This is a genomic window from Microbacterium sp. NPDC089698 (assembly GCF_044749045.1).
In the GTDB taxonomy this organism is placed as follows: domain Bacteria; phylum Actinomycetota; class Actinomycetes; order Actinomycetales; family Microbacteriaceae; genus Microbacterium.
In genome coordinates, this window is the sequence record NZ_JBIVHE010000001.1 from 584092 (window position 1) to 597612 (window position 13521).

10 protein-coding genes are annotated in these 13521 nt (G+C 69.4%); 6 read left to right on the forward strand and 4 right to left on the reverse strand.

Annotation, left to right across the window (positions count from 1 at the left end):
- Positions 1-6 precede the first annotated feature (6 nt).
- Positions 7-942 (reverse strand): DMT family transporter, encoded by a 936-nt coding sequence (locus ACIPY5_RS02825; protein ID WP_400966418.1) that lies wholly within the window; start codon positions 940-942, stop codon positions 7-9.
- Between the two features lie 97 nt (positions 943-1039).
- On the opposite strand from ACIPY5_RS02825, the gene ACIPY5_RS02830 reads away from it, so the two are divergent.
- Positions 1040-1861 carry a LysR family transcriptional regulator gene (locus ACIPY5_RS02830; protein ID WP_400966421.1) on the forward strand — a complete coding sequence of 274 codons (822 nt, stop codon included), beginning with the start codon at positions 1040-1042 and terminating at the stop codon, positions 1859-1861.
- A 10-nt stretch (positions 1862-1871) separates the two neighbouring features.
- Here ACIPY5_RS02830 and lepA read toward each other — a convergent pair whose 3' ends face one another.
- A complete protein-coding gene (lepA, locus tag ACIPY5_RS02835) occupies positions 1872-3725 on the reverse strand; it encodes a translation elongation factor 4 (protein ID WP_309338999.1) in 1854 nt (617 codons plus the stop codon).
- Positions 3726-4070: 345 nt separating this feature from the next.
- Between lepA and ACIPY5_RS02840 the strand changes: the two genes are divergently transcribed.
- The 5 genes from ACIPY5_RS02840 (at position 4071) to ACIPY5_RS02860 (ending at position 10661) form a co-directional block, all read left to right on the forward strand.
- Positions 4071-5054, forward strand: coding sequence for an ABC transporter permease (locus ACIPY5_RS02840; protein ID WP_309339001.1), 984 nt, complete (start codon positions 4071-4073; stop codon positions 5052-5054).
- Between the two features lies 1 nt (position 5055).
- Positions 5056-5976, forward strand: coding sequence for an ABC transporter permease (locus tag ACIPY5_RS02845; protein ID WP_400966426.1), 921 nt, complete (start codon positions 5056-5058; stop codon positions 5974-5976).
- Positions 5973-8027: a dipeptide ABC transporter ATP-binding protein gene (locus ACIPY5_RS02850; protein ID WP_400966429.1), complete on the forward strand. Its 2055-nt coding sequence runs from the start codon at positions 5973-5975 to the stop codon at positions 8025-8027. Before ACIPY5_RS02845 ends, ACIPY5_RS02850 begins: the two co-directional genes overlap by 4 nt.
- Before the next feature lie 101 nt (positions 8028-8128).
- Complete coding sequence (locus tag ACIPY5_RS02855) at positions 8129-9835, forward strand: ABC transporter family substrate-binding protein (protein WP_309339007.1); 1707 nt, start codon at positions 8129-8131, stop codon at positions 9833-9835.
- 88 nt (positions 9836-9923) lie between these two features.
- Positions 9924-10661, forward strand: a complete 738-nt coding sequence (locus ACIPY5_RS02860) for an alpha/beta fold hydrolase (RefSeq protein WP_400966432.1) — start codon at positions 9924-9926, stop codon at positions 10659-10661.
- On the opposite strand, the gene ACIPY5_RS02865 is transcribed toward ACIPY5_RS02860, so the two are convergent.
- The gene (locus ACIPY5_RS02865; RefSeq protein WP_400966435.1) at positions 10612-11904 is read right to left on the reverse strand and encodes an MFS transporter; all 1293 of its coding nucleotides are present in this window, start codon (positions 11902-11904) and stop codon (positions 10612-10614) included. The two genes, ACIPY5_RS02860 and ACIPY5_RS02865, sit on opposite strands and share 50 nt — an antisense overlap.
- Positions 11901-13256, reverse strand: a complete 1356-nt coding sequence (locus ACIPY5_RS02870) for a GH1 family beta-glucosidase (protein WP_400966437.1) — start codon at positions 13254-13256, stop codon at positions 11901-11903. The genes ACIPY5_RS02865 and ACIPY5_RS02870 overlap by 4 nt, the downstream gene beginning before the upstream one ends.
- Positions 13257-13521 lie beyond the last annotated feature (265 nt).

The following is a 13521-nucleotide window of genomic DNA, read 5'->3' on the forward strand; positions in this document are numbered from 1 at the left end:
GTTCCCCTAAGGCTGGGATGCTGCTCGCGCGGGCGCGCGCGAGCCTTCCTCCGCCTCGAGGGCGCTCGGATCGGCCGAGGGCGGGCGGTCGTCACCGAGTCGCAGCACCGACGCCGAGGCCCCGAGCGCCAGCCCGATCACGCCCGCCACGGAGAGCGGCTCCCCCAGCACGATCAACGCCGCGACGGCCGTGGCCGCGGGGATGACGCTGAACAGGATCGACGCGGCATCGGCGCCGACCGCGCGCACGAGAGCCGAATAGAGCACGGTGCCGCCCAGGCCGATCGCGACGATCCCGCCGAGCAGCATCCAGGACGCGAGGCCCGCCGGCGGACGCGCGGGTTCCGTCAGCGCCAGAGCGCCCGCGACCGGCGCGGAGACGACGACGCCGATCAGGGTGAACATCGCGGGATGGACCTGGCCCAGCGACCGTCCCTGCCAGAGGGCTCCGAGCGAGACCGCCAGGAGCGATCCGCCCACGGCGAGGATGACGGGACCGATCCGCGGATCCTCGAGCACGGTCGGCAGGCAGGCGATGATCACCGCCGCCGCGCCGAGCGCGGTCGACGCCAGAGCCCTGCGCGAGGCGCGCCGGCGCAGGATCAGCCGCGACAGCAACGCCGTGACGACCAGGTTCATCGCGATGACGAGCGCCGTGAAACCCGCGCCCACGCCGTGCCCGAGCGCCCAGTAGGTGCCGACGAACTGTCCGCCCTGCGACAGCAGACCGGCGCCCGCAGCGATCGCCAGGAGACGTCCGCGCGGAATCGGCGTGCGGAGCACGGCGCACACTACGAGCAGCACGAGCACGGAGAGGGCGAATCGCAGCAGGAGCAGCAGGAACGGGCTCATCGTGCGCAGGGCGAGGGAAGTCAGCGCATAGTTCGTCGCGTAGAGCGCGACCATGGTGCACGCGGAGACGGCGACGGTCGTTCTGGTCATGCCGCCAGATTCGTCGCTCGCCGCCGAGGCCCGTGCATCTCATCACGAATCCTGATGGATAGACGCAGGCGTGGTCGCGGTGACGCAGGATGGATCCATGAGCAGCATGGAGATCGCCGAGCTGCGCAGTCTCATCGCCGTCGCCGCCTTCGCGGGCGTCGGCCGGGCCGCGGCAGCGCTGCACCTCTCCCAGCCCACGGTCTCGGCCCACCTGCGCCGTCTCGAAGCCGCTCTCGGCCTGCCGCTCGTCGAGCGCCGCGGGCGCAGCATCGCGTTCACCGTCGCCGGGGAGTCGCTCGTGCGTGACGCGCACCGCATCGTCGCGCTGCACGACGAGGCCCTCGACCGGATCGTCGGGACGTCAGGAGAGGACATCGTGGTCGCGTCGACCGACATGGCCAACGCCTCGATCCTGCAGACGGTCACGCGGGTCCTCACCGAACGCCACCCCGAGCGGAGGGTCCGGTTCCGGTTCCACCGCACCGACAGCCTGCGCCGCTTCGTCCGCGCGCACACGGCCGACGTCGTGCTCGGCTACGGCGACCTCGGGCCCGGCCGCATCGACATCGGTCCGGTGCGGCTCGCCTGGTTCGGGGCCGCGGGAGCCGCCGCCGACGCCGGACTCGTCGTCTTCTCGCCGCCGTGCACTCTGCGCGACGCGATCCTCGCCGCTCCGGCGGGCGCGCGACGCACGGTCGTGCGCGAGTGCCTCGACCTGTCCAGCGTGCTCGCGGCCGTGCGCTCCGGCGCGGGGATCACGGCGCTGCCGGCCTTCCATCGGACCGAGTCGCAGCTCCGCGAGCTCGACCTGCCGGCTCCCGCGCCGCTCCCGCTGACGATGGTCGCGTCCGAGCGCATCCCCGCGGACACGAGGAACGCCCTGGTCGGGGAGCTCCGCCGTGCCGTCGCCGGCGGTTGAGGCCTGCGGCCTACTTCTTGTCCTTGCCCTCGACGTCTCCCGAGAGCGCGGCGATGAACGCCTCCTGGGGGACCTCGACGCGACCGACCATCTTCATGCGCTTCTTGCCCTCCTTCTGCTTCTCGAGGAGCTTGCGCTTGCGGGTGATGTCGCCGCCGTAGCACTTGGCGAGCACGTCCTTGCGGATGGCGCGGATCGTCTCGCGGGCGATGATGCGCGCGCCGATCGCGGCCTGGATCGGCACCTCGAACTGCTGGCGAGGGATGAGCTTGCGCAGCCGCTCGGCCATCATCGTGCCGTAGGCGTACGCCTTGTCGCGGTGCACGATCGAGCTGAACGCGTCGACCTTCTCGCCCTGCAGCAGGATGTCGACCTTCACGAGATCGGCTTCCTGCGAGCCCGCCGGCTCGTAGTCGAGCGAGGCGTAGCCCTGCGTCTTGGACTTCAGCTGATCGAAGAAGTCGAACACGATCTCGCCGAGCGGGATGTTGTAGCGCAGCTCGACGCGCTCCTCGGAGAAGTACTCCATGCCGAGCAGCGATCCGCGGCGGGACTGGCAGAGCTCCATGACGGTGCCGACGTAGTCCTTGGGCAGCAGGATGGCCGCCTTCACCATGGGCTCGGAGACGGATCCGATCCGACCGTCCGGGTACTCGCTGGGGTTCGTGACGGTGACCGTCTCCCCCGTGTCGGAGGTGAGGACCTCGTAGATCACGCTCGGCGCGGTCGTGATGAGGTCGAGCCCGAACTCGCGGGAGAGGCGCTCCGTGATGATCTCCAGGTGCAGCAGGCCCAGGAATCCGCAGCGGAAGCCGAAGCCGAGCGCGACCGAGGTCTCCGGCTCGTACTGCAGCGACGCATCGGAGAGCTTGAGCTTGTCGAGCGCCTCGCGCAGCTCGGCGTAATCGCTGCCGTCGATCGGGTAGATGCCGCTGAACACCATGGGCTTCGGGTCGGTGTAGCCGGCCAGGGCGTCGGTCGCCGGCTTGCGCGCGGTCGTGATCGTGTCGCCGACCTTTGACTGGCGCACGTCCTTCACGCCCGTGATGAGGTAGCCCACTTCGCCGACGCCGAGGCCCTTGCCGGGCACGGGCTCCGGGCTGGAGACGCCGATCTCGAGCAGCTCGTGGTTGGCGCCCGTCGACATCATCTGGATCCGCTCGCGCGGCGTGAGCTTGCCGTCCACCATGCGCACGTAGGTGACGACGCCGCGATAGGCGTCGTACACGGAGTCGAAGATCATGGCGCGGGCCGGGGCTTCCGCGTCGCCGACGGGAGCCGGGATCTCCTGCACGAGGCGGTCCAGCAGGTCCTCGACGCCCGCACCCGTCTTCCCCGAGACGCGCAGCACGTCATCGGGGCTGCCGCCGATGAGATCGGCCAGCTCCTTCGCGTACTTCTCCGGCTCGGCGGCGGGGAGGTCGATCTTGTTGAGCACCGGGATGATCGTGAGGTCGTTCTCGAGCGCGAGGTACAGGTTGGCGAGCGTCTGCGCCTCGATGCCCTGCGCCGCGTCGACCAGGAGGATGGCGCCCTCGCACGCCGCGAGCGAGCGGGACACCTCGTACGTGAAGTCGACGTGCCCCGGCGTGTCGATCATGTTCAGCGCGAACGTCTCGCCGTCGATCTGCCACGGCATGCGGACGGCCTGGCTCTTGATCGTGATGCCGCGCTCGCGCTCGATGTCCATGCGGTCCAGGTACTGGGCGCGCATGTCGCGGTCCGACACCACGCCGGTGATCTGGAGCATCCGGTCGGCCAGGGTCGACTTGCCGTGATCGATGTGGGCGATGATGCAGAAGTTGCGGATCTGCTGCGGGGGCGTGACGGACGGCTGCAGCGGAGTGAGGGCGCGAGGTGACATGGGGTCCTGAACGATGCGGGGTCCGGCGAGCGGATCGGGCTGGCCCGGACGGAACCGGGTATCCCGACGATTCTACGGGAGCGCCCGGCGCGGCCGCCCCGTGCGCCATTTCGGCCGGGTCGACGCCCCGGGTGAGGCGTGCCTCATCCCCCATCGCCTCCGGCCGGTGATAGTCTCGCGAAGTTGCCGCGCCCCGGAACCGGGTCTCAGCGGTGACTGCACTCCGTCCCGCGCTGCGCAGGTCGGAGCACCGTGTCACCGGTTCGGGTCGTGTTGATATGGCATCGACCCAGCGCTGCGTCGGAGATCCCGCGCCGCGTCTGTGACAAGAGAGAGAACACCATCTTGATCAAGTACCTGCTGCGCCGAGCTCTCGGCTGGCTCCTCATGATCGTGGTGGCGACAAATGTCACGTACTTCCTCGCGTGGGCCTTCCTCGATCCCCGCAGCAACTACGTCGGACGTCGCCCTCCGCTGAGCGAGGACCAGATCAATCGCCTCCTCGAACCCCGCCACCTCAGCGACACCACGCCGCTGCTACAGCGCTGGTGGGGCTGGTTCTCGGACATCGTCCTGCACTGGAACTGGGGCGTGAGCCCCACCGGCCAGTCGGTGAACAGCCAGATCGCCTACCGCATGTGGGTGTCCGGCGAGCTCGTGCTCGGCGCGACGATCATCGCGGCCGTCCTCGGTATCGCGATCGGCGTCTACACCGCCTCGCGCCAGTACAAGGTCGCGGACCGGGTCTGGCAGGGCATCTCGATCGTCACGATGAACATCCCGATCATCGTCGCGGCCCTCGGCATCGTCCTGGGCGCGATCGCGATCAACGACGCGCTCGGCTTCCGCCTCTTCTACGTCACCGGCGCCTCCAGCGATGGGGTGACGGGCTTCTTCCCCGTCCTGATCGATTCTCTGCAGCATCTCGTGCTGCCGACGATCGCACTGGTGTTCATCGGCTACTCGAGCTATCACTTCCTGCAGCGCTCGCTCCTGCTGGACAACATCAAGGCCGACTACGTGCGCACCGCACGGGCCAAGGGCCTCACCAAGCAGCAGGCGATCCGCAAGCACGCGCTGCGCACGTCCCTGATCCCGGTCGCGACGCAGCTCGCGTTCAGCATCCCGACCGTCTTCACCGGCGCCGTGCTGACCGAGACGATCTTCGCGTGGAACGGCATGGGCCGGTACTTCGTGCAGACCATCGGCACGAACGACGTGCACGGAGTGGTGGCCATCGCCGCCTTCACCGCCGTGCTCACGGCGATCGGCGCGATCCTCGCCGATGTCGCCGTGGTGGTCCTCGATCCGCGAGTGAGGGTGAGCTGACATGACTTCCGCAACCATCCAGCCCCCCGTCGGGCCCGACACCACCGCCGCGCGCATCCCGCGCAAGCGGATCGGCACGTTCCGGCTGTACTACCGCCGCTTCGTGCGCAACCGCCCCGCGGTCGGCGGAGTGTTCGTCTTCGCCTTCCTGGTGCTGTTCGCCGCCGTGGGGCCGCTCATCGCGCACTTCAGCTTCAGCGAGCTGGACTTCCTGGCGCTCGGCACCCCGCCCGACGGCACCCACTGGTTCGGCACCGCTGCCGACGGCGGCGATCTGTTCGCGCAGACCGCGGTGGGCCTGCAGCGCTCGCTGATGATCGCGCTCACGGTCTCGATCGGCACCACGGTGATCTCCGCGATCGTCGGCACCGCGGCCGCCTACTTCGGCGGCACGACCGAGCGCATCATCCTCCTGATCATCCACTTCCTCATGGTCGTGCCGACGTTCCTGATCCTCGCCCTGGTGTCCTCCAACGCGGGCGGCGACTGGCGCGTGATCTCGGCGGCGATGATCTTCATCAGCTGGTTCTTCCCCGCGCGGGTCATCTGGACGATGGCGCTCTCGCTGCGCGAGCGCGAGTACGTGCACGCGGCGCGCTACATGGGCGTCCCCGGCATGAAGATCGTGCTCCGCCACCTGCTGCCGAACATCGGCTCGCTGCTCGTGATCAACTTCACGCTCGGCGTCGTCGGCGCCGTCATCACCGAGACGGGCCTGTCCTTCATCGGCTTCGGCGTGAAGATCCCCGATGTCTCGCTCGGATCCCTCATCGGCATCGGCGCGAACTCGCTCTCCAGCGCCCCGTGGACCTTCTACTTCCCCGCGCTCGCGCTCACGCTGCTCACCGTCTCGATGGCGCTCATCGCCGACGGCCTGCGAGACGCGCTCGATCCCACCTCGGCGGCGGGAGGCCGCGCATGACCGCTCCTCTTCTCTCCGTCCGCGACCTGCACGTCAGCTTCGCCTCCGAGGCCGGCCGCGTCGACGCCGTCCGCGGCGTCTCCTTCGACCTCGAACCCGGCCGCACGCTCAGCATCGTGGGCGAGTCCGGATCCGGCAAGTCCGTCACGTCGCTCGCCGTCATGGGGCTCCTCGACGACAACGCCAAGGTCACCGGCTCGATCATGTTCGACGGCATCGAGCTCGTCGGCAAGAGCGACAAGGAGCTGTCCGCACTGCGCGGCAACGGGATCGCGATGATCTTCCAGGATCCGCTGACCTCGCTCACGCCCGTCTACACGGTCGGCGATCAGCTCGTCGAGGCGCTCACGGCGCACCGCAGCATGTCGAACGCGGATGCGAACGCGCGCGCCGTCGAGCTGCTGCGCATGGTCGGCATCCCGACCCCGGAGCGACGGATGAAGTCGTTCCCGCACGAGTTCTCGGGCGGCATGCGCCAGCGCGTCGTCATCGCGATCGCGATGGCGAACAATCCGAAGCTGATCATCGCGGACGAGCCCACCACGGCCCTCGACGTCACGATCCAGGCCCAGATCCTCGATCTCATCGCGACCGCGCAGCGGGAGACCGGCGCCGCGGTCATCATGATCACGCACGACATGGGCGTGGTCGCGAAGACCGCCGACGACGTGCTGGTGATGTACGCCGGCAAGCCCGTCGAGCAGGCGCCCGTGCGCGAACTGTTCCACGAGACCCGGATGCCGTACTCGATCGGCCTCCTCGGGGCGATCCCGCGCGTGGACAAGGCGGAGAAGACGCCGCTGGTGCCGATCAAGGGCAACCCGCCCCTGCTCGTGAACCTCCCCGACGAGTGCCCCTTCGTGGCACGGTGCCCGATCGCGACGGAGGCCTGCCGCGTCCGCGAGCCCGAGCTCCGCCCGATCGCGACGGCCGGGGGCGGCGCCCACCTGGTGGCGTGCGTCCGCGCCGACGAGATCGAGGACGGGATGATCGGCGCCGCGCCGGTGTATCCCGTGCCGGAGCTTCCGACGAGCGCACTGGACCGCGTGCCCCGCGAGGACCGGCCCGTCACGCTCGACGTCCGGAACATGCAGAAGACGTTCCCGCTCACCCGGGGCGCCTTCCTCAAGCGCAAGGTCGGCGAAGTGCACGCGGTCAAGGGGCTCACCTTCGACATCCGCGAGGGCGAGACCATGGCGATCGTCGGCGAGTCGGGCTGCGGCAAGACCACGACGCTGCTGCAGATCATGGATCTCGTGAAGCAGACGGACGGCGAGATCACGATCGCGGGCACGCCCGTGTCCTCGCTGCGCGGCGGCAAGGCGGAGCGCACCGTCCGTCGCGATCTGCAGATCGTGTTCCAGGACCCGATGGGCGCCCTCGACCCGCGGCTCACCGTGGCGGACGTGATCGCGGAGCCGCTGCGCGCGATCGGCGTTCCGCGGGCGGAGGCCGACGCGCGGGTCGACGAGCTCATGGACCTCGTGGGCCTGGACCCGGCGCACGCGAGCCGGTTCCCCGGCGCCTTCTCCGGCGGCCAGCGTCAGCGCATCGGCATCGCCCGCGCGCTCGCGACCAACCCGAAGATCGTGGTCCTGGACGAGCCGGTGTCGGCGCTCGACGTGTCGATCCAGGCCGGCGTGATCAACCTGCTCGACGAGCTCAAGGTCAAGCTCGGCCTGTCCTACCTGTTCGTCGCGCACGACCTGTCCGTGGTCCGGCACATCGCCGACCGCGTCGGCGTCATGTACCTCGGCGAGTTCGTCGAGCACGGCGACGTGGACGCGATCTTCGACAACCCCCAGCACCCGTACACGCAGGCGCTGCTCTCGGCCATCCCGGTGCCGGATCCCGACATCGAGCGCACGCGCGAGCGGATCGTGCTGCAGGGAGACCTGCCGAGCCCCACGGACCGCCGTGACGGCTGCTCGTTCACCTCGCGCTGCCCGCTGTACAAGATGCTCCCGCCGGAGCAGCAGGCGCGCTGCGAGACCGAGGCGCCCGCGCTCCGGGGATCCGATGCGCACGCCAACGCGTGCCACTTCCGTTGACATCGAATCAATAACGGTATCGGGTCGCCTCCGGCGAATCTGGTTCATGCCGGTTAACTGTGTCTGTCCCCAAAGAGCCGAAAGGCAATAGAAGGAGAACCATGAAGAAGCAGCACAAGCTGTGGGGCGTCGTCGCCCTCGGCAGCGCGCTGGCGATCGCCATCAGCGGTTGCTCGGCGGGCAACGCGGGTACCGGGAGCACCGACAAGCCCTCCACGACCAAGACCGCGGACTACAACCCGCAGCCGCGCGAGAACCTCAAGCAGGGTGGCGAGGCGCACTTCTGGACCGCCGAGGTCCCGCCGCAGATGAACTCGTTCAGCGGTGACGCGTCCGCAGACACCGCACGCCTCGCGGCGTGGTACATGCCGCAGGTCTTCCTCATGGATCCGGACGGCACCGTCAAGGCGAACCCCGCCTACCTCGACAAGTGGGACACCACGGTCAAGGACGGCAAGACCGTCGTCACCATGAAGGTGAACGACAAGGCCGTCTGGAACGACGGCACGCCGATCGACTGGACCGCGTTCGAGACCACCTGGAAGGACAACAACGGGTCGAACCCGGACTTCAAGGCGAACGCCACCGACGGCTACAAGGACATCGAGTCCGTCACCAAGGGCGCGACCGACAAGGACGTCATCGTGACGTTCAACCGCGAGTTCGCCTGGCCGGCCATGCCGTTCCTCACGGGTCTCCTGCACCCGAAGGTGAACACGCCCGAGCTCTACAACGACGCGTTCAACGGCAACGCGCACCCCGAGTGGGGCGCCGGCCCGTACAAGCTCACCAACTACGACGTGAACGGCCAGAAGGTCACCTTCGAGCCGAACGAGAAGTGGTGGGGCGACAAGCCCATGCTCGACAAGGTCACGTTCACCGGAATGGATCGTGCGGCCTCGCTGAACGCCTACAAGAACGGTGAGCTCGACCAGGTCGAGACCGGCTCGGCCGACGCCGTCAAGCAGGTCCAGGGCGTCAAGGACACCGTGATCCGTCGCGCGCAGCAGACCGCGAAGACGATCATCATGCTGGACGGCGACAAGCCGCAGCTGAAGGACCCGAAGGTGCGTCAGGCCTTCTTCTCGGCGATCGACATCGACCAGCAGAAGAAGATCGCGTGGAACGGCCTGAACTACAGCGAGCCGGCCGCCGGCTCGCTGATCCTCTACTCCTTCCAGAAGGGCTATGAGGACTCCTTCAAGACCGCCGGCCTGAAGTTCGACGTCGACGGCGCGAAGAAGATCCTCGACGACGCCGGCTGGAAGGCCGGTTCGGACGGCATCCGCGAGAAGGACGGCGTCAAGCTGTCCGTCACGTACCCCGTGTTCAGCGACAGCCCGGTCCAGGCCGCACTCGCCAAGGCGCTGCAGCAGCAGGAGAAGGCCGTCGGCATCGACCTGAAGATCGAGACCCGCCCGTCGGCGAACTTCTCGACCGACCTGACCACGAAGAACTGGGACGCCGTGAGCCTGCGCTTCACGGACTCCGACCCGTTCGGTCCGGCCTGGTTCTGCCAGATGTACTGCTCGGACAGCCAGCTGAACCTGTCGGGCACCAGCACCAAGGCGATCGACGACAAGATCAAGAGCGACGTCGAGTCGCAGACCACGGCTGACGCCTGGACCGCTGCGGCGATGAAGCTCGAGCCGGAGATCATCAAGGAGACCTGGGGCGTCATCCCGCTCTACAACGGTCCCGAGATCATGGCCGTCAAGAAGGGCCTCGCCAACCTCACCCCGGAGACCTACGTCGGTCTCGACCTCTACGGCGTGCTGCCGGTGGAGAACGTGGGCTGGGAGAAGTAAGCACCCGCGATACCGGAGCGGGGTCGGTGGTTCGCCACCGGCCCCGCTTCGTCGTCCGCGCGGACAGTCCGCGCCTAGACTGACGCGCATGCGCCGCTCCCCCGACACGGTTCCGGTCTCGGTCGTGCTCGTGCACGGGATCCGCACCTCCGCCACGATGTGGCGCGCGCAGGAGGAGTTCCTCGCCGACCGGGGGAACCCCGCGGTCGCCGTCGACCTCCCGGGTCACGGGACGCGCAGGGACGAGCCGTTCTCGCTCGACGAGGCGATGCGCACGATCGACGCCGCGGTGCGGGACGCCGAAGGGCCCGTGCTGCTCGTGGGCCACTCGATGGGCGGGCTGCTGTCGACCGCGTACGCCGGTGCGGAGCCCGCGCCGCCGGTCGCCGGCTTCATCGGCGCCTCGTGCACCGCGCTCCCCCGCGGTGCGGGGCTCGCCGCCTATCGCATGCTCGCGGGCGCGTTGAACGCGATGCCGGATCGCGGTCTGTGGCTGAGCCGACAGGTGCTGGACGCCACGCTCCCCGCCTCGACCCGCGAGGACTTCGGCGCGGGAGGCTACGCCATGGCGGCGCAGGACGACGCGCTGCGCTCCCTCGCCGAGCTGGACCTCGTCTCCGCCGTCCCCCGGATCGCGGTGCCCACGTGGTTCGTGAACGGGCAGTTCGACCAGCTCCGCACGCACGAGACGCTGTACCGCCGGCTCGCACCGGAGGCGGAGTTCATCATCGTGCCCCGCACGACGCACCTCGTGACCGCGATGCGCCCCCGGGTGTTCAACGCGGTCCTGCAGGTGGCTCTGGCGACGCTGGAGACGCGGCCCTGACCGCGTAGGTCATCGCCGCCCCCACGACCGAGAGCACGGCCGCGGCGGCGAACAGCAGCCAGAATCCGCCGACCAGGGCGACGAGGCCGGCACCGAGCAGCGGGCCCAGCAGCTGCCCGAGCTGCGCGGAGACGTTGACGAGTCCGAGGTCGCGGGCATGATCGTCCGGATCCTTGAGCAGATCCGTCGCGAACGCCAGGCTCACCGCCATGTATGCGCCGTAGCCCGCGCCCATGATGCCGGCGGCGACCGCGGTCATCTCGAACGAGGGGCTGATCAGGATCACCACCCCGGAGACCGCCTGCACGACCGCGGAGATCGCGGTGATGGTGCGGCGGCGGCGCAGCGGACTCGCCGAGGCCCGGTCGGAGAGGATGCCGGCGACGATCGAGGCGATCACGACGAACACCGTGTAGATGACGATCAGGACGAGGAGGTCGTCCTGGGCCGCGGCCGACGGGACCCGGACGCCGTAGAGCAGGAAGAACAGCAGCAGAGAGGTGCCGAAGGCGTTGCCGATGTTCACCGTGAAGCGGCTGATGAGCAGCCACAGGAAGTCACGATCCCGCCACGACGCCGTCCGGGCGGCCATGCGCGGGGCGGGAAGGGCGAGCTCGTGCGCGGGGGCGTCCGGCAGGAGCAGCGCGGTGCCCGTCCCGATCACCGCGATGATCGCCGCGAGCAGGTAGTACGACTGCTCCACGTTCAGTCCGATCAGCACGACGGCTCCCACGCCGACCACGATGCCGACCGCCTGCGCCGAGCTCGCCGCGGCGGAGGCCGCGCCGCGCTGGGTGGTGAGCTGGTCGGCGATCATCGCCGTGAGCGCCGCCGAGGCGACCGAGACCCCGACCGAGACGACGATCCAGGCGCCCCCGACCGCGACGGGTCCGGACACCGCGCCCGTGAGTACGAGTCCGACCGCCGCGAGCAGGGATCCGCCGATAGCCCACGGCCTCCTGCGACCCCATCGTGAGCGGGTGCGGTCGGACCAGCGGCCGGACACGGGCGCGGCGATGATGCCGACGAGCCCGCCCACCGACAGCACGACGCCCGCCCACACGACGCCGGCGATCCAGTTCTCACCCGGGGCGCCCGTGTCCAGCTGCAGCGGGAGCAGGAGCTGGATGGGTGTGAGCTGGACGGTCCAGATCGCGAGCCAGGCGAGGGTGAACAGCGTCATCCAGAGCGGGCCGACCCGCTTCGCCGCGCTCGCGACGAATGCGCCGGAAGGTTCGGTCACGAGCGGGCCTCCTCGATGAGCGCGCGGTACCAGGCGTAGGAGGCCTTCGGGGTGCGCCGCCCCGTCGCCATGTCGACGTGCACGAGGCCGAAGCGCTGGGTGTACCCGTCTGCCCATTCGAAGTTGTCCAGCAGCGACCACACGGTGTACGCGTCCACCCGCACTCCGGCGCGCATCGCCGCGAGCACCGCGGCGATGTGAGCGTGCAGATAGGAGATCCGCGCGGCATCGTCGATCGGTGCGTCCACGTGCTCGGGCTCCGGGAACGATGCGCCGTTCTCTGCGATCACCACCGGCGGCAGTGCCGCGCCGTAGCGCTCCTTCGCGTCGACGAGGAACGCCGTCAGCGCCTCCGGCACGATCGGCCACAGCGGCCCGAAGCCGGTCACGGGCGCGCCGGGCGTCGGCACGACCTCGAACGGCACCGGCCCCGCGGATGCGGCCACGGTCGTCGGGTTGTAGTAGTTCACGCCGTACAGCTCGCAGGGGGCGCCGATCAGTGCGAGGTCTCCGTCCTGGACCGGCAGCGTGACGCCGAGCGGCTCGAGGTCGGGATAGTGGCCGAGCAGCACCGGATCCGCGTACATCCGGTTGTGGATGAGGTCGTAGACGTAGGCGGCCTGCTGGTCGGCCTCGGACTCGGACGCGGGCAGCACCTGGGTGTGATTGTTCACGATGCCCACGCTGGTCGCGCCGCGGGCGTGCAGGATCCGCCCCGCGTACCCGTGCGCGAGCAGCTGGTGATGCACGGTCGGCAGCGCGTCGAAGAGCAGCGTGCGGCCGGGGGCGAGCTCGCCGATCGCGTAGCCCTGCAGCGTCGTGGAGACCGGCTCGTTGATCGTGTACCACTGCCGCACCCGATCGCCGAGCGCATCGGCGACCACCTCGGTGTACTGGGCGAAACGCTCCGCGGTCGAACGGTTCAACCAGCCGCCGGCCTCCTCCAGCCGGGACGGCAGATCCCAGTGGTAGAGCGTCGGCGTCGGAGTGATCCCGGCGTCGAGGAGGCGATCGACGAGGCGGTCGTAGTAGGCGAGCCCCTGCGGGCTCGGACGGCCGTCGGGGAGCACGCGCACCCACGACATCGAGAACCGGTACTCGTCGACGCCCAACCGCGCCAGGAGTGCGACGTCCTCGTCGGCGCGGTGGTAGCTGTCGGGGCCCGGATCCGCCGTGCTGCCGTCGCGCACGCGGCCCGGCGTCTCGACGAAGTCGTCCCAGATGGATCTGCCGCGTCCGTCCTCGTCTCTCGCCCCCTCGATCTGGAAGGCCGCCGTCGCGGCGGAGAATCGCAGCCGGCGCAGCAGCGCGCGATCCAGGGGAGGTACGTCGGCGGTGACGGATTCGGGCATGGACGACTCCTTCGGGTCCTTCGCCAGCGTGCACACGCTACACCGACACCTCGCCCCGGACGCGACGCCGTGTCATGAGAAACGAGACCGCGTCCCACGGTGATGCCGAACCCGCCGGGCCCGGATCCGCCGGTTCGGCATCAGGTCGGATCCCTGATAAGATCGGTGATTGGCTTGCGTGCCAGGTCCCACCCCTGCACGCTGCCGGAGGCGCCCCTCTACCGCCAGGCCGGCATGACCATCCATCACTCGAACGAAGGTTCCA

Coding starts and splice junctions, on each gene's coding strand:
- ACIPY5_RS02860 (WP_400966432.1), top strand. CDS start 9,924: ATGCGCCGCTCCCCCGACACGGTTCCGGTCTCGGTCGTGCTCGTGCAC.
- ACIPY5_RS02870 (WP_400966437.1), bottom strand. CDS start 13,256: ATGCCCGAATCCGTCACCGCCGACGTACCTCCCCTGGATCGCGCGCTG.
- lepA (WP_309338999.1), bottom strand. CDS start 3,725: ATGTCACCTCGCGCCCTCACTCCGCTGCAGCCGTCCGTCACGCCCCCG.
- ACIPY5_RS02850 (WP_400966429.1), top strand. CDS start 5,973: ATGACCGCTCCTCTTCTCTCCGTCCGCGACCTGCACGTCAGCTTCGCC.
- ACIPY5_RS02825 (WP_400966418.1), bottom strand. CDS start 942: ATGACCAGAACGACCGTCGCCGTCTCCGCGTGCACCATGGTCGCGCTC.
- ACIPY5_RS02855 (WP_309339007.1), top strand. CDS start 8,129: ATGAAGAAGCAGCACAAGCTGTGGGGCGTCGTCGCCCTCGGCAGCGCG.
- ACIPY5_RS02845 (WP_400966426.1), top strand. CDS start 5,056: ATGACTTCCGCAACCATCCAGCCCCCCGTCGGGCCCGACACCACCGCC.
- ACIPY5_RS02830 (WP_400966421.1), top strand. CDS start 1,040: ATGAGCAGCATGGAGATCGCCGAGCTGCGCAGTCTCATCGCCGTCGCC.